A 25,382-nucleotide genomic window follows, 5' to 3' on the forward strand; every position below is an offset into this window, starting at 1 on the left:
CTGAATTTATTTGTTATTGTATGCTTCAACCAAAATTTTGTATTTGCCATCTTGCAACAGGTTTTCATCAAAATCGATCTGCAGATCTTTCGTTTCACCCTTCATCAGGGTAAAATAATCGTCGGTCATGATGGCGGGTAAAATCTGCTCCCCATTTTTGGCATTCACAGCTTTTACCCTTATCGCAAAGGCCGGAGTTGCTGAACTGTTGCTTACTTTAACATTGATCAAGTATCTCCCATCCTTTTTAACAGCTTTGCTTAGCGTTTTCAATTTTGGTTCCGGCAAGCTGTTAAGTGCGGTATAATCCGAATTTTTATCGCTTCTCCAATAAAAATTATCAGATAAAAGTCTGCCATTTTTGTTTTTCAACTGGAGTTTAATAAAATTAAGCTTTGGCGCAACTGGATTTTGATTTTCGTACACCTCAAAATCCCAAAGCGAATAACCATATTCTATGGCCCTTTTAATACCTAAAATGCGCACATAGCGTGCTTTCACCTGATCAATTTTCAGAAATTCATAACCGCCCTTGCTATCGCTGGCTTCATAAACCGTTTGCCAATGCGCGGCATCATTTGATAATTGAAGCTGGTATTTTTTAGCATAAGCCGCTTCCCAGTTCAATGCAATGGCACCTATAGTTTTAACGGTTCCTAAATCTACATAAATCCATTCGCCATCTGCATTTTTGCTGCTCCACCGGGTATAGCCATTGCCATCTGTGACCGCAATGTTTGCCGCAGATCCTTTTTCGGTAGAAGAACTGTATACAGGTTTTAGATAAGCCAGATTACTTTTATCGGCTTCAAAAGCAAGTGTGAAGCAGTCAGAAAGGCTATTGGTTTTGCTATTAACAACTGTCATTTTCGACAGGTTTTTAATTTCGTTGCCATTGATATCATAGATCATGGCCGAGGCCTTTAAATCAGCCAGGTCTCCACCGCTGGTATTCACCACTTTTACCGTATTATCTGCGCTGTTCCATTGGATATGAACCGGCTCGCAGGCCTTTTTCACACCCCAATAGGCACCGTTCAGATCGTAATAATAATCATAAGTTTGCCATACTAAAGACGGATATGCCGACTGGCTCATCCAGGTCATCACACCAGAAGCATCATTCCACATATTGTGCTGCCAGCCTTCGTACAGGGCCTTGTTGGTTTCTATATTCACCAGTTGTGCCTTGCGGCAAAAATCTTCAATTCCGGTAGACCTGCCATAACTTTGGCTGATGGTTTTCTCATAATGGTCCGGGCCGGCATTCGCAGCGGATGGACCAAAAAAATGTTTGTCCCACATTTCATTCCTGGGCCACCAGGTGTTTTCGGGCATAAATTTTTTAAAGCTGTCGAAAGTGGTAAATACCGCCGTTCCGATTTCTGTTCTGAAGCCCCAGCCCTTATCGCCGCCAAAACCATTTGGATATTTGGTAAAATACCAAGAGGGCTGGGAATTAGTCCACGGACCGCTACCCGTTAAGGCATCAGCATGCGAATTGGCTTGGTACAAGCGGTCGGCCGCATCAAAAACGGCTACATCTTCTTTTAACCAGTTATTTAAAGGTGGTAAGGGATAGCCCTCATTATCGCCACACCAAACTGCAATGCTGGCGTGGTTCCTTAAGCGTTTTATTTTTTCAACAGCATTGGCATTAAAGGCCAGTACATCAGTGGGTAGGTTTGGATGGGAGTTTAGCCAGAAATCATCCCACACCATCATTCCGTATTTATCGCATGCCGCATAAAATTCTTCATCCGTTACCGATCCGATCCAATTTCTGATCATGTTAAAATTCATCTCCTTGTGTAATTTCACCTTCAGATCGTATTCTTCGCCACGGCAACGAAGCATATATTCCGACATGCCCCAATTGCCGCCCTTTACAAAAATCCTCTTTCCGTTGATGGCGATATGGAGTACGTTGTCAAGCGTATCATAGGTGTATTTTCTTATACCAAAAGTGATTTTGGTTTCATCTGAAAGCTGATCATTTACTGTAAATTTAAGATCGGCCACATAAAGATTTGGTGTTCCATAACCGTTTGGCCACCATAACTTTGGATTTTTAATAGACAGTGCTTTTGTACTACGGCTATCGAGCTTTAGAATTTGTTGCTGATGGGCTCCGATATTCACTTTTTTGCTAAAGCTGATGTTACCCGGCTGCATGATTCCGGACAATAGGCCCTCTTTTTTTTCGTCACTATGATTCTTCAGCAATACACTTAAACTCAGCTCGGCCTCGCCATCAGCGAGTTTATCCGTCCTGATCCACGGATCGTTAAGTGTAACCATTCCGCTTGAAGTGATGTACACATCATCGGTAATTCCGCTGTTTAAGCCTGGTACGTAGGGCATCCAGTCCCAGCTCGAACTTGAGGTATAGGTTGGGCTCGCATAATTTGTAACCGGCGTTTGCGGACAATACACCAAAACCGCCAGGGTATTCGGTTTATCTTTTTCGATGAGCTCGGTAATATCGAATTTCCCTCGCTGCATAAAACCATCTAAACGGCCAATAAACTGGTTATTAAAATAGATATCCCCTTTCCTGTTGATCCCCTCGAAGTTTAGCCAGATTTTCTCTGACTGATGGTTTTTAGGCAAATTAAATTGAGTCCTATACCAAAAACCGCGATCGTACTTCTTTTTGTCTACCTGATAAATGTTGTCGGCATAATTTGGGTCTTTTTCCAGTCCGGCTGCAACATAGGCGCTGAATACCGTTCCAGGTACAATTCCCTGAACCCAATTTTCTGTATTAAGCTCTGGTTGATAGGGCTTTACCTTATTACCTTTAAGATCTAAATCAGCTTTAATCAACCACTTAACCGTTTTATCTGAATTTAAATAAAATTTATCCTGCGCCTGCAATTGCACAAAAGAAGCCATTAACGACAATAAAATTACCGCTGCTATAGTCAATATTTTCATGTTCCCTTTCTAAAGGTTTTCTTCTCGGAATTCGCTGATTTAAATGGGGAACTATTTTTTTGCCGGGTTATAAATGGCCACGGCAACCCTCGAGTCGGCACAGCCATAGTATAAAAACCATTTGCTTTTAAAATAAACCAAACCTTCTATAAACACAGTTCCCGCCGGGTATTGACCACTTTTCTCAAAAGACTCAGAAGGGATGAGGAAAGGTTTGTCCAGTCTGGAGATCACCTGCTCCGGGTTTTTAGCACTAAAAAGGGCCTGTCCGGCGCAATAGGCATTTGCAGTATAATTTACATCACCGTCTTTTCCGGGCAGGTTTTTACCATTGTACATCAATACAATGCCTTTTGAGGTTAATACTGCAGGCGGGCCACATTCTGTCAACTGACTATCGAAATAACCCTTACGCGGTGAAAAGAGAATTTTCAGTTCGCCATTGGCTTCTACAACAGGCGTCCAGTTAACCAGATCGGTAGAAGTGGCCGCATATACATGGGCTTCGCCCCAATACATCCAATATTTCCCTTTTACTTTGGTAATGGTTAACTTATTATTGACCAGGGAGGTTAAAACAGAAGCCGATTTGGTGGCCATATTAAAGAACTTTCCACCGTAAGCCTGGCGAAAAACCGGACCGTTCTTTTTCCAGTGCAATAAATCTTTCGATGTTGCCGCAGCCAACCTGGGTACTTTATTGTTCCATTGGGTGTAAAGCATCAAGTAGGTTCCGTCGGCGGTAACCGATACCCTGGGGTCTTCGCAGCCGCCAGACCATTCGAATTCTTTCTGGTTATCGTTACCAGGATAAAGTACAGGCGTTTTTGATCTTTTCATGGTCAATCCATCGGTACTTTCGGCCAAACCGATCCTCGAGGTGCGCTGCCCTATCCCTTTACCCGATTTATCTTCGGCACGGTATAACACATAAATTTTTCCGTTTTTTAATGTTGCTGCCGGATTAAAGGTGTCGTTACTTTCCCAGTCTATTTGTTGTTGTTTGATCGGATCAAAGAATTTACTGGCTGCGTCGGGCGAAATAACCGGATTGATGCCCGTAGGACGGATGAAGGGCCCCAGCGACCAATTGGTCGTTTTGGTTTGCGCACCAACCTGTACGAAAACAAACAATAAACATAGGGTGAGTAATTTTTTCATTTTTGTAATTTGCTGGTTCATGCTGATTATTTTTTTGGTTGAAATGAAGGCGGAACGGTAGATAACCCCCAATTTTTATTCGGTTTTGATGATAAAGTATAATTTAATTTTCCGCCCTGTGCAAGCTTTGTCCAAGGTATCCAGGTGCTGTTAATAACCTGCCCGTTAAAAGTTAATTTATCGATATAGGTTAGATTGTTGTCACCGCCAGTTATTTCCAATAATTTTTTATTGGGTAGACTGACCGTGATTTTACTAAAAGATGGTGAATTTAAAGATACCCCACCGATACCCGGGATTACAGGGAACATGCCCATGTTCGCGAAAACGTAAAACGCACCTATGGCACCTAAATCATCGTTGCCGGGCAAGCCGCTGGCAGTATTTGTATATTGTTCTTTAATAATGCGTTTCACCAGGTTCTGGGTTTTGTAAGGTGCACCAATCCAGTTGTAAATCCATGGTACCTGAAAATCGGGTTCATTTCCGGCAGCAAACCAATCTTGCGAATAATTTGCATTCAGTTTCCTAAAGAAATCATCTAAACGGGCTTCCGCGGGCTTGTTTCCACCAATACCATCAGCCAATCCTTTAATGTTATAAGGCACCATCCAGTAATAACTTTTGTAATTGGCTTCCCGCATACCATCATTCTGGCCGCGCCATTTGCCATCGCTTTCTTTAGACCTGATCCATTTTGTTTCCGCATCAAACTGGTTTTTCCATTGGTTTGATCTTTTTAAATAAGTTTGATAAATATCTTTCTGATTTAATGCCTGTAGCGCAAACTGTCCGATGGCAAAATCGGCAGAAGTATATTCTAAATTCATTGATGCATCGTTTACGTAGCCCTTGCTCAGGTATTGCGCCAGGTAAGGCCTGGTTTCGATCTGTTGTGATTTAGCCTCTGGTATTTCAGCGCCTTTGCGCATTACTTTTAAGGCCAGTTTATGGTCAAAATCTTTTGCACCAAAGGCATAGGCATTGGCTATAACGATGGATGTGGGATCGCCCTGCATAATACCCGTTTCGGTATTGGCCATTACCCACCGAGGTAAACTTCCGCCAGACTGGGCCGCAAAATCGATTGTTGACTGAATGATCTGACTGGTTTCCTTGGGTGCGAGAATGCTGATGAGCTGGATCTGCGTACGGTAAGTATCCCAGTTGCTAAAAGAGGTATAATTGTTTTTGCCTGCAATAACCTGATGAACCTGGTTATCAGCCCCCATATAAGCCCCGTTTACATCGTTACTGATGTTGGGATGGGCTAATGCATGGTACAAATGGGTATAAAACTGTATGGTTTGATCGTTGTTTCCTCCCGAAACCTTGATTTTTCCCAGATAGTTATTCCAGGCAGTCTGTGCTTTGTTTTTGATTAAATTGAAATCCCAGGTTGTATTTTCGGCAGCCAGATTTTGTTTGGCATTGGCTAACGATACATAAGATACCGCGAATTTATATTTAACCGTTTTGTTTTTCGAAAGATCAAATGTGAAGTATATACCTGAATTTTCGCCTTCCACTTCCTTTTTACCGGCGTTCAGTTCCTGCTCTTTCCACGCACCTGAAACGATTGGCTCGGTATCAAATTTTGCCACAAAATAAATTTTATAGGGCGTAGCCGAACCACAGAACGAACCGCCATCTGCATAAGCCTCTATCGTATGATCAGCCAATATTCTGGCATTTGCCAGACTGATTTTTGTGCCGTTGATTCCCGTTCCGATTACAATCGTTCCTTTGTCTCTAGCAGCCTTAAAGGTAAAGGTGGCCATTCCTGTACGGGGTGTAACCGTTAAAGTAGCATTGATGTTGTCTTTCTTTAAATTTACATCATAAAAACCAGCTGAGGCTTTATTGATCTGATATTGCGGATCAAATCCTTTCATATCGGCAGGAGATTTTGTTAAAGCACCTGCCAAAGGCATTACCGGGAAATTGCCCATATGGTCGCATCCTGCACCGCTCAACTGGTTCACCACAAAGCCCTTATTTTCGACAAAGAAGGTCGGTGTAAACTGCACCATCCCCATTGGGTACATCGCCCCTGGGAAGGTATAACCTGCTTCTAAATATTGTTCGTGCACCCCATGCCCCTTTCCCTTCGAACCAATGGTGGTATTCACCATACCGGCATAGTTAGGGGCTTTGTTTTGTGCAAAGGTAAAGTGAGTACCAAGCGCTAAAAGCAAGATTAAGCTTAAATTCCTGGTCTTATATTTTTTTAGGTTTCTAAAATCCACCATGTGTATATTTTTATCGTTAACTAATATTTTATGCCTATTTGGCTTTGGTTAGCGAAAAGGGTTTATCATCAACAGCTAAACCACGGCTCGTTTGTGGCTGGCTCCCCATCTCAAACCTGAGTACACCACCATTCATAATATCGGCATGTTTGATGAAGTTTTTGCTGTAAGGTTTGCCGTTTAAAGTTGCCGATTGGATATACACATTTTCCTTGCTGTTGTTCACCGCCTCTACCGTAAACTTGTTTTTGTTTTCTAAAGTGATGGTGGCTTTTTTAAATACAGGACTACCGATCGCATATTCATCTGTACCCGGACAAACGCTGTAAATACCCAATGCGCTTAACACATACCAGGACGACATCTGGCCCTGATCTTCATCTCCAGGATAACCGTTTTCAGTAGCATTGTATAACCTGTTCATCACCTCACGCGACCATTTTTGTGCCTTCCAGGGCTGTCCTGCGTAATTGTATAGGTAAATCATATGCTGAATGGGCTGGTTTCCATGTGCATATTGTCCCATATTGGCATTCACCATTTCTGTCATTTCGTGGATGGTTTGTCCATAGGCACCCACATTAACTTTGTTGGGTAGTGAAAATACCGAATCGAGCTTGGCCGTAAAGTTTTCATTGCCACCCATGAGGTTGATTAAACCCTGGGTATCGTGAAAAACCGACCACTGCCAATGCCATGCATTTCCTTCGGTATAAGGGCCACCCCAGGAGTATGGATCGAAGTTGGGTACCCATTCGCCATTGGCCTGGCGCCCGCGCATAAAACGTGTAGCCGGATCGTACAGGTTTTTATAGTTGTACATCTGCTTGGCAAAACGGCCCGCAAAATAGTCCTGTCCGGTCATACTGGCCAATTGGTAACCACAAAAATCATCATAAGCATATTCGAGTGTTTGCGATACGGCACCTTCCGAACCCGGATAAGCCACATAACCCAACTGGTAATAATCTTTCCATCCTGCCCTTCCGTTTGCACCGCCCCATGGCCCTTTGTTGGTTGCTTCGTGGAAATAAGCCTTAACGGCCCTTTTCGGATCAAAGGTGCGGATGCCCTTTACCCAGGCATCGGTTAGTAAAGAAATGGCGTGATTGCCCAACATTCCACCTGTTTCACTTGGAAACGACCATGCGGGAAGCCATCCACACTGATCCTGAGCATCGAGCAGTGCGTTCATATAACGCCCCTCATAAGTGGGATTAATTATGGTATTTAAAGGAAATTGTGCCCTGAAAGTATCCCATAAACCGTTATCGGTATACATGTATCCATCATGAAGCTGGCTGTCGTAAGGACTGAAATAATAAGGTGATCCATCTTTTTTATATTCAAAAAACTGTCGTGAGAATAGATTTGCCCTGAATAGGCAAGAATAAAAAGTCCCCATTTCATCTTCGGTACCGCCTTCAACCAAAACCCGGTTAAACAGCGCATTCCAGACCTTGCCCGCAGCAGCCCTGGTATCTTCCAGTTGCTTGTATTTACCCAGTTCGCGGTCTAAATTCAGCTGCGCCTGTTCAGCACTGATATAAGATGAAGCCACCTTAACCTGTACTTTTGCCCCGTTTTTAAACTTGATATAAGCGCCAATGCCTTTCCCTTCATCTTTGGCATTGTTTTCTTTGATCTGGTTTTTAATGTTTTCCCAGGTGCCATATGCTTCAAAAGGCTGATCGAACTCGATCACAAAGTAGTTCATGAAATTTTTAGGGATAAAGCGGCCATTGTTTACATAGCCGATTATTTTTCTTTGTTTAGGCAAAATCTCTACCCTGCTTTGTTTGTTGTAGCCATCTAAAACCAGGTAAGCGGCTTCGTTTTTGTTCGGAAAGCTGAAACGTAAATGTGCTCCCCGCTCGGTTGGCGCAATTTCTGCCGAAATCTTATTATCGAAAGTCACTTTGTAATAATTGGGCTTCCCGGTTTCGTTTGCATGGCTAAAAGGCAAGGCCCTTTCATCTTCATTTACGGTGAGTTTCCCCATCACCGGCATCAGTGAAAAAACGGCATAATCACTCACCCAGGGGCTACATTGATGTGCCTGCTGAAAGCCACGGATGGTTTTATCTTTGTAAAGGTATTTCCAGCCTTCGCCGTTTTTCCCTGTCTGGGCACCCCAGGTATGCATACCAAAAGGTAGCGCCGTGGTGGCATAGGTATTGCCATGGCTCAACGCATATTCGGAATTGGTTCCCTGCAGCGTATTGGCGTAATGCACCAGATCTTTATTTTGTGCCAGTACAGCGGTGGCCAAACAAGTGATTAACAATGTAAATCCTAATTTCATATTGTGTGTGTGCTATTGTTGTTTTTACTAAAGGTTGGTGCCCCAGTTTTTATTCGGTTCGCTGCCCATTTTCAGAACCAATAACCCGCCCTTTGCAACGTCCTGGTGATCGATATAACATTTACCGTAAGTTTTTCCGTTTAAGGTGGCGCTTTGGATGTAGATGTTCTTTGGGGAGTTATTTTCCGCCTGGATGGTGAATGTTTTTCCGCTCGCGTATTGTCCATCCAATTTGATATCGACCTTATTAAACACCGGACTGGTAATTTCGTACCTGGTTTCGCCAGGACAAACCGGATGTAAGCCACTTGCGGCCAAAACGTACCAGGCCGACATCTGTCCAACATCTTCATTTCCTACCAAACCCTCTACCGTATTGTGATACGCCCTGCTACAGATCTCGCGGGTTGTTTTTTGGGTTAACCAGGGGCTTCCCAAACGGTTAAAAAGGAAGGGCACATGATGAACAGGTTCGTTGGGATGGTTGTAATAATCGTTCCACATCATGTTTTCAGGTGCCTTGGCAAAAAAACTGGTGAGATCTTTTAATACTTTTTCGCGCCCACCCATTAAAGCCACCATACCGGGTACATCATGTGGCACAAACCAGCCCTGCTGGTAAGGATTACTTTCAATACAGCCGTACCATTGGGTTAATCGCCCGGAATCAGGCCAGGCGAGCCATTTCCCGTCTTTATCTTTCGGCCTGAACCAGTCTTTCTCCTGATCAAAAATATTATGGTAAGACTGCCCCCGCCGCTGGTATTTTTTGGCGTCAGCGGCTTTCCCCAACGATTTCGCCAGTGTGCTTACGCACCATTCGAAATAACCATATTCGAGTGTATTGGCAATGCTCAACGGCTCCGGGGTGTAGCCTCTATCACCGTTACCAAATTTCTCTACACTGTTTACCGAAAGCTGATAAGCTTTCTGCACATCAAAATTCCTGATATTTTTCTGATAGGCATCGGTAATCACCGATACAGCAGGATTACCGATCATGCAACCGCTATAGGCATTCAACATTTCCCAGCGCTCGAGGTAATCTTTATTTTTTTCATCAGCTAACGTGACCAAAGAGTTCACCATATCGTTAACCACAACCGGATTGATGATGGTTTGCAAAGGCATCTGGCTTCTGAACACGTCCCAACCGCTAAAAATGGTGCGTTTGGTAAATGTTGTGGATCGGTGTGCTTTTCCATCTCCCCCGGGGTAATTGCCATCTACATCCTGAAAAATACGCGGATCTAACATGGTATGGTACAATGCGGTGTAAAAAGAAGTTTTTTCATCTTCCGTACCGCCGGAAATATTAATTTTCGACAAAGCCGCGTTCCATTTGGCAATAGCCTGATTGTGGATCTGATCAAAATTCCAATCCGTAATTTCCTTTTCGAGGTTATTTTTTGCCCCAGCAATGCTATTGTAAGAAATTCCTGTTTTTAAAATAACCTGTTCATCTTTTTTGGTTTCAAATTCGGTAAAAAAGCCCAGGTGTTTCCCTTCTTTTTGAGGGATATTTTTTAATATTTCAGCTTTTTCAACCAGATCCTGATATTTATCGCTGATCACATCATCGCGTTTGCGGCCCCAGCTGTCGGGAATATCGGCCGACCACACACCATAATTTTTTAAAGGTTTGCTAAACTGCGCATAAAAGTAAACGGTATAATCGGCATGGCCATCACCATTTCCCCAACCACCGCCTTCAGGCGTACATTTCATCCAGCCTTCAATGGTATGGTCGTTCACCACTTTAACCGACTGCAAAGTAGACGTTCCACCCACACGGCGCGCAAGATCAATCTGTATACGCGACTGTTTATTTTCGGGAAAGGTAAAACGCATCATCCCGCTGTGTGTTGCGGCCGTTAATTCGGCCTTGATATTACTTCCGCTAAGTTGAACCGAATAATAGCCCGCTCCCGCTTTTTCGGATTGTTTATCATAAAAAGAACGATACCCTTTCCTTCCATTCTCTTTTCCAGAAACTGTTTTTAAAGCACCAGCTGTTGGCATTACCAGGAAATTCCCCATATCGCCGTACCAGCCAATGCCCCCCATTTGTGTGAGTGCAAAACCTTCGATGGTTTTATGTTCGTAGCTGTAACCCGAGCCGTTATCGCCACCCGTAATGGTATTCGGACTCACCTGAACCATGCCGAAAGGCGTGGCTGCACCAGGATAAGTTTTACCCAAACCGTGATAGATCCCCGCATCGCCCACATTTGTGGTCGCACCGATAAAGGGGTTTACATAATCTGCAGGCGTTTTCTCTTTCTTATCTACACCTTTCACCAGCGTAAGCAAGCTAAACGTAGCCCCTAGTAATAAATTAAGTTTCATTATAAAATTTCTGCTAATTCGATATGACGGACTACTGGTTTGTTGATGCTGTAAATCTGGTTGATCAGCCCATCCATCTTTGCCCGTACTTCTGGTTCTTTATCTACAATTTCATCGTAATCGCCTTTTTTAGCATTAAGCCAGCCGTTTTTCTTCAGATTGTTCTGGATGGTATCACGTGCTTCCTTCGAATTGTTAAAAAGGAAGCCTTTATCCTTTAAAAAATCGTACTGCACCCAGTAATAGTTTCGGTATTTACTTTCCACTCCCCTACGGTCGTTATTTAGGGCCAATATTTTAAGCGCCTGCTGATATTGAGGTGTATTTTTTAAGGTGGCCAGGTTTACGCCTGTAGCCAGTTCGGAAGCCGAAAACTTTTTGATGATATGCCCGTCAATTTTCAGGTTGTAATTTTGCCCTGTTAAGCCTGTTACAGTGAGCAGTTCCTGATCAAATTCTTTTACAAATGGAATTACTGCCAAGGCTTCGGTTTGTACCTGGAAATTTTGCCAAACGCGTGCAGCGGTATCGATCGGATAAGGTAACGATTTTGCCAGATAATCGAAACTGATATTACCCTTGCCCGATTTTACATTCGATATTTTAGCATTTACAGTAGCCGTTACCTTTTTATTGGCGGCATTAATTTTTACATCGGCAATTGGGGTATTGGTTAAACCTTGCGACTTTAGAAAAATATAAGCCATAATAAAGTGGCCTGCACTGCCCGGGTGGATGCGATCGGTTCCGGTATTGGTATAACCTGGATTATTTTTTTGCTCCCTGATGTTAATTTCGGTCATGGGATGGAAGAAATCTACAAAACCCCAGTTGTTCTTTTTGGCCGAGCTCAGCTGGAAATCGATAATGCCCTGCATGGTTTTTGCTTTACCCAAAAACAGGTTACCCTCCATTTTCGCCGTCTCGTCATAAGGTGATGAAGCCATTAAAATGGTTTTGATAGCCGGCAGTTTTTTAAGCTTATCTTCAATTTTTACATAACTATCATAGGATTCTTTGATGATCGCCTGTCTTTTTTGCTCATCTACAGGATTTTTCTTGTCGAGGTACTCGAAATACTTGCTATCGTTCATTCCGAAGGTAAGCGCGAGCACCGTAGGTTTTTTTGGCAGGATATCGCCATCTAACCTATCGTAAATCTGCCGGGCTACATCGCCACCAACGCCTCCGTTAATCACTTCCAATTTTCTTTCAGGGAAATGGGTCATATAATATAACCAGATGTACGATCCGTAAAGGCCAGCTTCGGTAATGCTGTTTCCGGCAAAAACCACCCGGTCGCCAGCTTTAAACGGTTCAACTTTCTTCTGTGCAAAGCCATTGGCGGCAAACAGTGATACGAGTGCCAGTAGAAAAACGTTTTTTTTCATTATCATCAGAATTAGTTCAATAAAGTCGGGAGCATCCGATTGTTTGGGGGGATATGGCTCATGACTTGATCAAGTTTATATTTGGTATGTTGTATTTTTAAAATTAGCAATATAAAACGATTTAGCAAGTATTAAAATGTAACAAAAACAGAGAAACTTATGGCAAATAAACTTTAACGGTCCTCAGCCCGAATTGTTGAATGGGCAGATTAACCACGGTGCTACCATTCTGCTTTTTAAACAGTTTTAAAGTTTGTGATTTTGTGTGGTTAAGTTCAACCAGATCCGCTTTTTTAATGGCCGTCTTAAAATTTAAATTTACATTGCTGTGTACACCGCTGGCATTAAATACCCTAAACAATAAAGCTCCATCTTCCATCGTCACAGATGAAATTTCATAACCAGGTTCATTGATCTGGAGCAAAGAAACTGAAGGATTTTGCCCCAGGTGATCTATAACAACCTGCAAGGGCTCATTCCAGGTAATACTTTGGTTCCAAAGCTGGGCTTTGTCCCATTTATTTAAGTGTGGCAAAAGGGCGTAGTGGTATTGTGAAGCCCCTTTGATGGTATAATTCCTGCCCCACAAACCCATTCCCGAATATTGAAGCGTTAAGCCTAAAACGCCGGCTTCGTTATGCACATAACTTGTGGTGTGAGCATTTAATAAAGCCATTCCATACTGGTTATCATGATCGTTTACGTCTACCCAGTTTACGATGATGTTGTTTTTGATACTGTCCCAGGTATTGAAATAAGTGTTTTTTAACCTGCTTTCCATAACATCAAAGGCCGCGTTTTTATAAACTTTTTGTGCGGCAATATTCAATGGAAAAACAGCCTGTAATTTTAAGCTATCGTTATAAAATGCCTTTTTAAGATCGTTTGCTTTCCAGCCCTTTTTTTGTGCATAGTTTTGCCCTATCCCAGCATTATTTTGCCAATCAACAGCAGTTTGTATATCGATCTTGCTATCGTTTTTTTTAAAGGTGATATATTGCGTAAAAGGGTGCAGACTTATTTTCCCTTCGATTCTTAACCTGCACATCAATGGGCCATCCTCCACAACAGTTATTTTTGCTGACTGGTCTTTTGAAGAATAAAATGTGCTGTCCTGATAGAAATAACCCCTCATTTCATTAAACGACCGCATACTTTTCTGATCTGCAAATTGTTTATTGTCTAATTTTTTGGCGATCAGACTTTCCATAATCCCACCTTTGGCAGCATTAAATACAATTTCGTAATCCTCGTTTTTAAAAGTGTACAGCGTTCCTTTGATTGAAACATGATTGGTTGCCTGGGCAATTTTAACCCTGGAAGATTTTATGCGATAATGGGCATAACCCAATGCCGGGGCAAATGCTTCGAACAATAAAAATTTGCCGCCATTTTCTGTAATGATTTGCGTGTGAACTGTTTTATGATCGGGCCCGGTCACTATTGGGTTTGTAAATCTTTCATCCAGCCGGATTTTCGCAATTTCCTGGCGCGGGTAGGCTTGCGAATTGTAAACCTTTACGTTAAATCCACCTGGATTTTCAGATTCATTGTTACCCGTAGGATTCAAAATACTGTCGCAAAGGCGGTTCGATTGATCCGTCCAGTATTTAACCTGATCGGCCCAGTTCCATCTCTTTTCCCGGTTAACGATGTTGTATGGTACAATCCATGAGTCGTGGTGCTGAGCCAATAAAAGATTTCGCCAGGCGGCATCAAATTTCCCAGCAATTGGTTTGGCTTTATTGGCCACAGCATTTATCGCATCTATTTTTTCGGCAATGGTGATTTTATTTTCAGCAATCCTGGTGTTTTGGGCCATTTTCTGCAGGATCTGCGCGCCCCATACCAAACTCACCTGAACATCTTCCTGGTTAAAATTCCAGGTTTTTATATCCGACTTATTTGCGGTATTCTGAATATAATCGCGCCAGGTTGTATAGGTAAAATCTTTTGGTTTACCCAGCCAGGGACCATTTTTCCAGCCCGCATCCTGTATACACATCCCAACGGGGTTTTGGATCCCATAACGGTAAGCGGCAGAAATATATGCCGGCGAATTGTTCCAGGCCTGGGTTTGCCAGGTCGAATTTTGGAGCAATGCTTCTGTTTCGTAACGCGGAACGGTAAGCAATACCGAACCATCAGACCCTTTCCAGTTGATCAGTTCGCCTCCAAAAGCACGCGTATAACCGCCCCAACAGGTATTCGGATTTTTTAATGCGGCGTAACGATAACCAAATGATTTTAAAATCTGCGGCAACGCACTGGTAAAACAGGGCTCTTCAGAAGAATAGGTTTGAAATTTGGCTTCAGGGAAATGTGCCTGTATGGTCTTGATCCCGATTTCAAACTGTCTGATTACAGATTCGCCCTGGATGTTAAAAAGATAACTCTGTCCGTATGACGGATTAACAAACTCTACCCTACCCTTTGCCGATTGATCTTTGGCATAAGTTTTAAACCGGTTATAATTTACCAGATCGTTTTTCTGTGCCACATCCCAGGTTACAGGTTCAATTTCCAGGTTGATCTTCCAAAAACTATTTTGATCCAGTTTATCGGCAATAAAGCCAGTATAACCTGCCGGATAATGCCCCCAGAAACCGCCATGATAACCATCAATAAAAAACTTGTTTTGCGCATCAGCATGTTGCAGCAAAAGTGCTAACAGTGTGAGGAGAAATATTGGCTTTATGGTACGCATTTTTTGTTGAAGGGAGACAATAGAATTGGTTAGAAAAATATTAAAAAATTAGCTAAATCAATTTAGCAACCGGTCAAAAAAAATCAGACCTCTATTTAATGGATCAGAATTTTATTGATTTCATTAGCGGCACTGCAAGCGCCGATTAAAGCCGCGTGGTCCCATAATTCGGTTACTTTAATCTGTACCTGAGGGAATTTCTCCGCAAGCTTACATTTAACAGTTGTCAAGAAACGGTCAGCCGCCTGCGCAATATTGCCTCCAATCACCACCACATCAGGAAGTTCATCTGAAATGAAGACCGAAAGAAAATCACTCAGGTTTTGGGTAAATTCATTAAAAATCTGGTCCACAACAGCCTCTTCATCTGTCAGGTTGCACAATGTTTTCACATCCGCTACGCTATTGCCCGTTAATTCCTGATAACGTTTGGTAAACCACCTGGTAGACAGGTAATCCTCTACAATACCCTCTAAAAAAGCACTCGAACCACGGTTTACGTCCTCAGCAACCAGATTAACGCAACGGGCAGAGCCCAATCCGGTACCAATGGTGATGCCGATGATTTTATCGAAACCAACAGCTGCACCGGCTACCGCCTCACCGAGAATGAAACATTTTGCATCGTTAAAAAAGTGGATATTGGCAGGCTGAACAGATAATTGTGCAGCAAAAATTTCCCTGATATTTAAACCGTAAAGCGATTCGTATTTATTCATGCCGGTAATTAAACTGATGCCATTTTCATAATCGAAAGGCCCTGGCATAGCAACCGCTACACATTTATCTCCAGTTGTCTGTACAAACACATTTTTAATAGTACTGACCCAATTGGCTATAATGACATCTGCGTCAAGGCCCGAATCGATCTTAGCCAGCGTATATGTTCCTGGGACGAGCTTATTTTGTTCTACAGCTGCCGCAGCAATGTGAGATCCGCCAATATCTACCCCTACCGTAAGATTACTTTTAATATTTACAAAGCCCATTGAAATGATCTGCTTTTAAAAAAATGGAATATCTGGTTATAAATCGTTTTAGCAAAAATAGTATTTTAATTTGCAAATGCAAATTTTGCAACATTTAAGCTTTAGGAATAAATTGTTGAGAGGCACCATGGCTTAGCTCCTGCATTTCTCCATCACCGATTTTTCATCATCAAAGGTCATAAACTCCTTTGTTTCACTATTAAAAATGTAAGGCGCTTTTGCCGATTTATCTACATAATGCTTAAATCCTTTTTTGTTGATCAGGCTATCGCGGATAAAAGTATAACCTTTCCCATAAACCGTAGATTGAACACTGTCTGCCAGCCCGTTTTTCGCTTCTCCTTTTAGCTTAATCATGCGGCCATAAAACGCAATCCCCATTACCAATTTACCGGCAGGTACGCCTGCTTTGTTAAAAGCCTGAAATGCTGCATCGGCACTATTACCTTTATATTTTTGAGAATTGTACAGGTTGGTATGGTGCACCGCTAAGCCATCTCCGGGGTAAAAATCATAGGTCATCAGGTTAACAAAATCCAGATAGGCTTGCACTTTATCCATTTCGGTGTGCGAAATATAATTACTAAAGCCGCCTACAGCAATGGTAAGTAGTTTTTTCGCTCCTGTTTCACTTTCCAGTTTATTCAGTTCATCACGAAGTGCGGCCATTAATAAAGTAAAATTCTTTTTATCTTCCGGCCGGAATATATTCCCTTGTTCTCCGGCCATCCCAGGATATTCCCAGTCGATATCCAGCCCATCAAGCTTAGACTTTCGGGCAATTTCTACCGCACTTTTTGCAAACCTACCCTTGCAGTATCGGTAAGTGCAGCATCAGAAAAATTCTCACTCCAGGCCCATCCTCCTATGGAAATCAGCACTTTAAGTTTAGGGTTTTGCGTTTTAAGCGAAACCAGGTTTCTCAGGTTCACGGTATCTGTTTCAGGCCTGTTGATAAACGCCCTGCTATTCTTCACATTAATAAACGCATAATTAATGTGGCTGAGTTTTTTTGGCGAAATCAGCGTTACATCAACCAAACCACGGTAACCGCCCACATAACCGATAATTACCTTCTCGGATTTGTCTTTTGAGGTCGACATCACCATTAGCACCATAATCAGCAATGGAAAAACGGTTAAAAGCCTTAAATTTCTTTTCATTTTATAGATTTTAAAATTGATGACTTGTGTTTTTTACCATGTCCAAGCCACAAAAGCGCATTGATCAGTAATTTATCCTGGTAAGGGTTTCCGAAAGAGGAGGAAAGTGCCTTATTGGTATTATCATATTGATGTTCATAATCCATATCGTTATGCCCCATATTTACATAAAGCATTTTAAACTTTTTGTTGCGCCACACTACGGGATAAAAGCCACTGTGCCAGATTTCATTTGGCTTTGGCCCCGTACCAAGTGGAAAACTTGCCGGATCGATCGACAACAGGATATCGATATCAGGATTTTTACGCAAATCGTTTTTCCAGCGGTACCATTCGTTGGGCTGTGCTGTAAAGGTTTGTGGCAGGTTTGCCGTAACCGGGTGTTTACTTGTAACCCTTAAAATAGCGCTGGTTGGCCTCCAGGTATTGCTTCCATATTCTCCAGACCCTAAAAATGTATTGTGGTACCAGTCCCAATTCTGTGGCACAGCAGAATGATCTAAACTAAAAGCAGCAAAGTGGAAACCCATCCAGCCACCACCTTTTTCCATGTATTTTTGGAAAGCTTCGCGTTGCTCCTTCTTTTCGGGGCGGGTATCTAAAAAAAGTACCACCTGGTAGTTGGCAAGAAACTTTTCGTTTAAATTTTCCCAGTTTGAAGTAGAATCGTATTCAAAATGATATGCTTTAGCCATTTTCAGAAACCACACATTGGCTTCGTGTACAAAACTGATGTGGGCCAGATCGCTCTTGGCCGTATAAAAAGCAATAACCTTAAATTTCTTTTTCTGCAAGGCCATCACTCTATTTCCATAAAGCAGGGAAATAATCAGGCAGCAGGTTAATAAAAATGCCTTTTTCATAATCATGATTTTATTGACAGATAAGGTTGATATAGCCAATGATGACGAGCAGGAGAAAATTAAAAACAAATTTTATCTTTCTGATAAACATCATGGAGCGCTAAATTCTGGTTAGAAAATAAAACTAAGTTACAGATCCAAATTGGCTTTTTGGATACCTTAAAAAGGTATTTATAAGTCTGTTTTTAAATAACTTCATTCAATCCGTTGTTCGGTAATCGAAAATGCAATAAATTAGCTTAGAAATTCATAGCCGATCTATTTTGGCGAAATAGCGAACCCTTCAAATTAATCGAGATGCCCAGTATCAAAATATATCCGCTAAATATTCTTTTCCTGCTGTTTTTATTCAGTTCGTCATCCTCTTTTGGACAGATTGTACTAAAAGACAAAAAGTACCGCGTTGAAACCAAAACATTTTCTCAAACGGATTCCAATACGCTCAAACTGGATATCTATTACCGCGGCGAACTTACTGAGAACAAACCAACAGTGCTTTTTGTATTTGGTGGCGGTTTTGTAACGGGCCGTAGAGACAGTAAATTATTCGAACAATATTTTAACACCTTAATTGAGCATAATTTCAAGGTGGTTTCCGTTGATTACAGGCTTGGGCTCAAAGGCAAGAAATTCCCTACCCCCTTTAATACTTCCAATTTAAAAGCAGCAATTGATACGGCCACAAAAGATGTTTTTAGTGCAACCTGTTACCTCATCAAAAATGCAAAACCACTGGGTATCGATACGGCAATGATCATCCTTTCAGGCTCCAGTGCAGGTGCCATTACCGCGCTGCACGCCGATTACAATAAAAGGAATGCAACACCGTTATCAGCATTGCTTCCAGCCAATTTCCAATACAAAGGTGTAATTTCTTTTGCGGGTGCAATTTTGAGTTATCATGGCGCGCTAAAATATGCGATTCCACCTGCACCTACCATGTTATTTCATGGCACAGCAGATAATCTCGTGCCCTTCAATAAGGTAAGATTGCTTAACCGGGGCTTCTTTGGATCAAAATATCTTGCACGCACCTTCAAAAAAAATGGATATCCATATTATTTCCAGTATGTGCAAGATATGGGACATGAGATAGCGGGTTCGCCAATGGCAGAGAACCTTCCCGATATTTTATGGTTTATTGAAAATTATATCATGAAACGTAAGCGGTATTTTATGGAAGTAGATTTTAAAGATGCCGACAAAAAGCGTACTTTCAGCATACCGCCCTCCTTTAAAAAACCATAGCTTTTCACGTATTTCGTTTAATGTTTCAGCTCAAGCACCGCCACAACCGGCAAATGATCTGAGGCATAACGTTCAGGAATAACCTCGTGTGAGATCACAGTAAACGGATTTCCCTTTTTAAAACCAATATGATCGATGGTTTTCTTTGGATTGATCACCGGAATGGTAAAACCACAATCGCTACAGGTCCTGGTAAAAGCAGTATCCAATATTTTAATACTTTCCGAACTGGGATCAGCGTTAAGATCTCCGGCAACAATAACTGGCAAAGTTTCTTTTTCTGCCAAACGATTGATTTCTTTAGCTTGTAAAATGCGGTTTTCTTCCGGATGTTGTGCATCAAGATGGGTAGAAGCAAAACGGATAAACACGCCTTTGGCAATTTCGGCAGTTGCAATAGCCAAAACCCTTTGTTCAGCTTTTATATCATTATTTTTAGGGAGCATAAAAGTTTGTTGTGCGGATAAGGGAAAACGTGATAAAATGGCCACACCATAATCACCTCCATCGTGGTCGATAGCCTTACCAAAATAAAAATTCATCTTCAGCTTGGTGGCCAATAACACCGCTTCGTTGATATTGCCCGATCTTTTGGTATTTACATCTACTTCCTGCAGTGCTACCAGATCAGGCTTTTGCAATGCTATCGCCTTAGCAATGGCATCAACATCAATCAAGCCTTCCTTCTCCTTCGATGGTGGATTGCAATGGTGGAGGTTATACGACATGATACGTAGTCTGTTATCGTCTTTTGTTCCCGATGGCGAACTAAGCTTAGGGGAACAAGCGCCTAAAAGGCAAATGCATAATGTTAAAAAAGAATATAATTTCATAGCTGTTAAATTATTATAAAAAGCGTTCTCTACCAAAAAGAGAACGCTTAAATTTACTACCAGCCTGGATTTTGGCCCAATACCGGATTGCGTTGTAATTGTGTAATGGGAATTGGCCAGAGATAATTTTTAGGGGCCACAAATTTTCTTCCTGTGTTTACCACGAAATAACCATTGGCATCCGTCGCAATGGTAGCCACATATTGCTGGTTAAAACTTTCTACCAGGCTTTTTTTGATGCCTTTTACATCCTGCGCCAATAAATCTCCCTGTTTCCACCGAAGAATATCATAGTAACGCTGCCCCTCAAGAGCCAGCTCTATCCTTCTTTCACGTCTGATTTCCGTTCTCAAATCCAACCCTGCTGCTGTAATTTCGGTAATCACCATCCTTTTCATATCTACACGGTCTCTTAATTTATTGATGGTATTGTCTATATCGCCCTGGGTTAATATGCCTTGTTCAAATCTTGCTTCAGCATAAGTAAGCAATACCTCCGCATAACGGATATGATGGATGTCGTTCGAATCCTGACTTACCGTACCAACCGCAGCAACTTCTACATATTTGCTAAAGTAAAACCCGGTGCCGGTGATGCAGCCCTTTTTATCGGCATTCCATTTAGGTGTATTAAAGATTGGGCTCACCGTTGCATCAGTATCGCCATCATCCTGCCCGCCCCAAGCCGATCCAGGTGTTAATATGGTCTGGTTCATGCGTGGATCTCTGTTTTTAAAGATGTCGGCATAGGTACTTTCACTGTAAAGTGGCGATTTATCAATTGGAAGCCCATCCGAGCACAGGTAACTATCTACCAAAGATTTTGTTGGCGAATAACGGCTGGTTTGATCGGGTACCTGTATTTCGCGACTGGTATTGTGCACACTTACCCCTGCAACATTGGGACGTGCAAGGATCGTTTCTTTATTGGCACCCGCCGCTAACTTTCCTTTATAGGTAAAAAGGTCATTATAACATTTCTCAGGACCACCCGTGGTATACAACTGATAAATATTCAGATCCATTACGGCTTTAGCAGCAGTTTCGGCAATATTCCATTTTTCGAAGAATAAGGCCACCCTGGCTTTCCAGGCCAATGCAGCACCTTTTGTAATCCGTCCTAAATCTGCTGCCGTATAAGCAGTTGGTAAGCCCGCTGCCGCAGCATCTAAATCCGCAAAGACAAATTCGAGTACTTCTGCCCTTTTATTCCGTGGACCAAAAACTTCCTCATCACCAATATCGAGTGTTTTGGAAATTAAAGGCACGTCGCCAAAAAGAAAGATCAGATAGGTATACATAAAAGCCCTTAAAAACCTTACCTCACCGGCATATTGCGCCAATGCAGTAGCACTGATATTTGTTGCTTTGGTATAATTTTCGAGAAAATGGTTACAGCGTCTGATTGCGGCATATAAATTTACCCACTCGGAGTTTAGTGTTCCGGAGGTAAAATCGTAATTGCCGGCAGAAATGGCCTGATATTCTGAATTTGGCGGATAAATAGTATTGTCGCCCATGTTTTCCATGGCGATGGTATTGTTGTTTCTTAAATTGCTATAACAGGCATTTGCTGCCAATTTTAACTGTTCTTCTGTTTTCCAGAAACTGATATCTGTTACCGAATCTAAAGGTTCACGGTCAAGAAATCCTTTTTTACAGCTGGCTAAAAAAAAAGATGGGAGGAGTGCCGCACCACTTAACAGGCCTGTTGCTTTTAAAAATGAGCGGCGGCTGTTTATATATTGAGTTTGATTTTTCATGGGGATTTATTTTAACTTAATAGAAAGACCGAAAATGAATGTTTTAACCTGCGGATATAATCCTCCACTGGTGGCCTGCGATTCGGGATCATAAGCATAAAAGAAATTGGTATCAGTAAACAGGTTATCAGCCGAAGCATAAACCCTAAGCCTCTCTACATGGATTTTTTGCAAGAAATTACCCGGGATCGTATAACCCAGTTGCAGGTTCTTCACCCTTAAATAAGCTGCATCCTGAAGCCAGTAATCGGCAAACCTTCCCGTATTACGGGTATCCTTATACACAAAACGCGGATAGGATCCACCAGTATTCTGAGGTGTCCACCTATCTAAATGCACTTCCTGAGGAAATGCAGCATCTGCATTATACGCATGTAAACCGGCTCCGGTAATGTAACCATTGGCCTCACCCACGCCTTGTAAAAATACACTTATATCAAAATTATGATATGCAGCATCAAATCTGAACGAATAATTATATCGTGGATAAGCATCCCCGATTACCTCGCGGTCCAAATCGGCACTGATGATTCCATCGCCATTTAGATCACGGTATTTTAAATCACCTGGAGCCACTTTACCGGCATCAGCACTAAAGATTGGAAACTTTGGCACATATCTTCCTGATGCATCTTTGGTAAAATCTGCTTCCTGAGCCAATCCATCCGTCCGGTAACCGTAAAAAGCATCCAGTGGTTGCCCTACCTGACGGATCCTATCGCCAATTGTTGGTGGCACACCGCCCAGGTCGGTAACCGTATTTTTGATATCGAAAAATTGTCCCGCAATACCATATTTAAAGTTCCCGATTTTATCATTCCAGCCTAAGCTCAGCTCATACCCCTTATTTGATATGGCACCTGCATTCTGATCAGGAACGGTAAGTCCAATCACATCCGGCTGTGGCACTTTAAGTTGAATATCAACTGTTTTCTTGTTAAAAATATCTCCCGTAAAAGTAAGCCGGTTGTTAAAAAAGGCAAGATCCATACCCACGTTGAGCATGGTCGCTTTTTCCCACCTCAAAAATGGGTTAGAAAGTATGGTCTGTGCAAAACCGGTGGTGAGGATATTACCAATCGGCATCGTACCTACACTGGTTAAAACTTTAATATATGGGTACCATTCAGAATAGGCCGGTCCGTCTGCACCATACTGATTGCCCAGTGATCCGTAAGAAGCGCGGATTTTACCATCGCTAAACCAGGCCTGTTTACTATCTTTTATAAAACTTTCTTCGCTAAACCTCCATCCTGCAGAAACCGAAGGGAATAACCCCCATTTTTTACCCGGTGCATATCTTGACGATCCATCATAACGCATATTAAACTCTACCAGATATTTCCCATCGTAATCATAATTAATCCTCGAAAAAAGCGATTGCAGCGCATATTGATAGGCATCGCCCGATGCGGTAGGATTTAATGAACCAATGTTAAGTACAGGTACATCATCACTCACCAGGTTGGTTTTCGCTGCGATAAAGGCATCAAAACGATACGTCTCCTGCTGATAGCCGCCGAGCAATTTAATATGATGTTTGTCTAAATTAAGCGAATAATCGGCCTGCATCGAGAAATTTTGCAGTGTGATAGTGGTGGCCACTTCCCTCAATGAGTTGTTCGGACTGGTGGTATAAATAATGGCATTGGTTACCGGATTAAAATAATCGATCCTTCTGTTAAAGGTTCTCCTTTTTTGAGAAGTGGCAATTAATCCATACTGAGCTTTTAGATCCAATCCTTTTAACAGGTGTGCAGTCCCGGTAACATTACTCGTAAACTCTTTGGAGAAAAAGTTATTGAAACCACCATCAGTTGCTATAGCTAATGGATTGCTGGATCCGCCGCCGTAACCCCAGGTACCTGTTGTAAAACGAACGGGAGTTAAGGGCGAACTGGTAAATGCCGTATATATCGCACCCCCACCGCCTTCAGTATCGGCGGCAGGCTGGTTCTGGTTACGGTCTAAATAACCCAGATTTACGTCAACATCCAAAAAAGATAAGAGCTTAACAGCCGATAACTTCATACGGGCATTGTTTTTGGCAAATTTATATTGGTCTCCGGCAATTAGCCCATCCTGGTTTTCCCTTCCATAAGAAAAATAGTAATTAAAATCACTGCTCCCGCCACTCACATTCACACTGTGGTTCTGTTGTGGCGCATAATCTTTAATCAAAGCATCTGTCCAGTTGGTGTTGGCAAAATAATTTGGATCAGAACCGTTCCGGGCCACCTCTATCTGTGCGTCAGTATACGATTTTGGAAGTCCGGCATTTACCTGCGCTTCACCAAGTAAGGTCATGTAGTCTACCGAGCCCAACATTTTTGGCAGGCGTGTTGGCGTTTGAAAACCGTAATAACCATTGTAAGAAATGATCGCTTTCTGATTAAATTTCCCCTTTTTGGTCGTTACTAAAATAACGCCATTAGCTGCCCTGGAGCCATATATAGATGAGGATGCGGCATCTTTTAAAACGGTTACACTTTCAATATCATCCGGATTGATCCAGTTCATATCGCCCGGTACCCCATCAATCAGAATAAAAGGGTTCGGATTATTGGTGGTACCCGTACCGCGTATACGCAATGAAGAGTGTGTAGCACCCGGCTGACCACTACCACCAATAGTGGTTAAACCTGTAATGGTACCCTGCAAGCCGGTTGATACGGCCGTAATTGGCCTGTCGGCTAAAACTTTGGCATCTACCTGCGATATGGCACCGGTAACATTGACTTTCTTTTGAGTGCCATAACCCACCACTACAACGTCGTTCAAACCCATGCTTGATGGCTTCAGGTTTATCGTAAATACCGTTTTATCACCAACCGTAAAGGTAAAATCTTCATAGCCAATCATCCTTAACCTGATTTTGTCGCCAGCAACGGCGGTAATTTTAAATTTCCCATCACTGTCGGCCGAAACGGTTTTTTTGGAGCTTTCATTTACAATACTTACACCGGGTATCGCTACACCATTCTCATCCAATACCGTTCCCGTGATATCTATTTTTTGTGCAAAAAGCTTTCTTTTGATCACAATGGTATTCCCTTCGATGGCATAACTTAGGGGTAGGTTTTCCAGGCTTTTGTCGAGCGCCTGCTCAATGGTTGCGTTTTTAACATTAACCGTTAAGGTACCGATATGGTTAAACATCTGGTTGTTATATAAAAAACCATATCCGCTCTGTTTTTTAATTTCGAGAAAGATCTCCTTTAGCGGAGCATCTTTAAAGGCCAGATTGATATTCTGTGCATAGAGCGAGGCCCTTACCTGAACACAGAACATAAATAATATAACAGCTGTTAATTTCATAATCTTAAATGGAAATGAAAGGTGAAGCTTATTTCTTTTTGGATAAAAAAATTTCATTTTGTTTAGTTTGTTTTATGGATGGTTAGTCCTTTTTTACTCA

Annotated in this window: 15 protein-coding genes; 1 reads left to right on the forward strand and 14 read right to left on the reverse strand. The window is 42.1% G+C overall.

Annotation, left to right across the window (positions count from 1 at the left end):
* Nucleotides 1–6: 6 nt before the first annotated feature.
* From AC04Q1_RS06350 to AC04Q1_RS06400, 11 genes are all read right to left on the reverse strand, one after another.
* On the reverse strand, nt 7–2,940 hold the full coding sequence (locus tag AC04Q1_RS06350; protein WP_478362916.1) for a galactose-binding domain-containing protein: 2,934 nt from the start codon (nt 2,938–2,940) through the stop codon (nt 7–9).
* A gap of 51 nt (nt 2,941–2,991) precedes the next feature.
* Nucleotides 2,992–4,101 carry a glycoside hydrolase family 130 protein gene (locus AC04Q1_RS06355; protein ID WP_478362918.1) on the reverse strand — a complete coding sequence of 370 codons (1,110 nt, stop codon included), beginning with the start codon at nt 4,099–4,101 and terminating at the stop codon, nt 2,992–2,994.
* 26 nt (nt 4,102–4,127) lie between these two features.
* Nucleotides 4,128–6,353 carry a GH92 family glycosyl hydrolase gene (locus AC04Q1_RS06360; protein WP_478362920.1) on the reverse strand — a complete coding sequence of 742 codons (2,226 nt, stop codon included), beginning with the start codon at nt 6,351–6,353 and terminating at the stop codon, nt 4,128–4,130.
* A gap of 34 nt (nt 6,354–6,387) precedes the next feature.
* Nucleotides 6,388–8,658, reverse strand: coding sequence for a GH92 family glycosyl hydrolase (locus tag AC04Q1_RS06365; RefSeq protein ID WP_478362923.1), 2,271 nt, complete (start codon nt 8,656–8,658; stop codon nt 6,388–6,390).
* A 27-nt stretch (nt 8,659–8,685) separates the two neighbouring features.
* Nucleotides 8,686–11,007, reverse strand: coding sequence for a GH92 family glycosyl hydrolase (locus AC04Q1_RS06370; RefSeq protein ID WP_478362924.1), 2,322 nt, complete (start codon nt 11,005–11,007; stop codon nt 8,686–8,688).
* Nucleotides 11,007–12,398: an SGNH/GDSL hydrolase family protein gene (locus tag AC04Q1_RS06375; RefSeq protein ID WP_478362927.1), complete on the reverse strand. Its 1,392-nt coding sequence runs from the start codon at nt 12,396–12,398 to the stop codon at nt 11,007–11,009. Before AC04Q1_RS06375 ends, AC04Q1_RS06370 begins: the two co-directional genes overlap by 1 nt.
* Nucleotides 12,399–12,555: 157 nt before the next feature.
* Nucleotides 12,556–15,105: a glycoside hydrolase family 38 C-terminal domain-containing protein gene (locus AC04Q1_RS06380; RefSeq protein WP_478362929.1), complete on the reverse strand. Its 2,550-nt coding sequence runs from the start codon at nt 15,103–15,105 to the stop codon at nt 12,556–12,558.
* 95 nt (nt 15,106–15,200) lie between these two features.
* Nucleotides 15,201–16,094: an ROK family protein gene (locus tag AC04Q1_RS06385; RefSeq protein WP_478362930.1), complete on the reverse strand. Its 894-nt coding sequence runs from the start codon at nt 16,092–16,094 to the stop codon at nt 15,201–15,203.
* A 132-nt stretch (nt 16,095–16,226) separates the two neighbouring features.
* A complete protein-coding gene (locus AC04Q1_RS06390; RefSeq protein ID WP_478363458.1) occupies nt 16,227–16,877 on the reverse strand; it encodes a glycoside hydrolase family 18 protein in 651 nt (216 codons plus the stop codon).
* Between the two features lie 2 nt (nt 16,878–16,879).
* Nucleotides 16,880–17,257, reverse strand: coding sequence for a glycosyl hydrolase family 18 protein (locus tag AC04Q1_RS06395; protein WP_478362932.1), 378 nt, complete (start codon nt 17,255–17,257; stop codon nt 16,880–16,882).
* A complete protein-coding gene (locus tag AC04Q1_RS06400) occupies nt 17,254–18,120 on the reverse strand; it encodes a ThuA domain-containing protein (RefSeq protein ID WP_478362934.1) in 867 nt (288 codons plus the stop codon). The genes AC04Q1_RS06395 and AC04Q1_RS06400 overlap by 4 nt, the downstream gene beginning before the upstream one ends.
* Nucleotides 18,121–18,417: 297 nt before the next feature.
* On the opposite strand from AC04Q1_RS06400, the gene AC04Q1_RS06405 reads away from it, so the two are divergent.
* Nucleotides 18,418–19,368 carry an alpha/beta hydrolase gene (locus AC04Q1_RS06405; protein ID WP_478362936.1) on the forward strand — a complete coding sequence of 317 codons (951 nt, stop codon included), beginning with the start codon at nt 18,418–18,420 and terminating at the stop codon, nt 19,366–19,368.
* A gap of 17 nt (nt 19,369–19,385) precedes the next feature.
* Here AC04Q1_RS06405 and AC04Q1_RS06410 read toward each other — a convergent pair whose 3' ends face one another.
* Genes AC04Q1_RS06410 through AC04Q1_RS06420 form a run of 3 tightly spaced genes read right to left on the reverse strand, consistent with a single transcriptional unit; the run spans nt 19,386 to nt 25,339 of the window.
* Entirely contained in the window at nt 19,386–20,201 is an 816-nt protein-coding gene (locus AC04Q1_RS06410; protein ID WP_478362938.1) for an endonuclease/exonuclease/phosphatase family protein, read from the reverse strand.
* Nucleotides 20,202–20,257: 56 nt separating this feature from the next.
* The gene (locus AC04Q1_RS06415) at nt 20,258–21,964 is read right to left on the reverse strand and encodes a RagB/SusD family nutrient uptake outer membrane protein (RefSeq protein ID WP_478362940.1); all 1,707 of its coding nucleotides are present in this window, start codon (nt 21,962–21,964) and stop codon (nt 20,258–20,260) included.
* A gap of 6 nt (nt 21,965–21,970) precedes the next feature.
* Complete coding sequence (locus AC04Q1_RS06420) at nt 21,971–25,339, reverse strand: TonB-dependent receptor (protein WP_478362942.1); 3,369 nt, start codon at nt 25,337–25,339, stop codon at nt 21,971–21,973.
* Nucleotides 25,340–25,382: the final 43 nt, after the last annotated feature.

This window comes from Pedobacter humicola, from assembly GCF_056490705.1.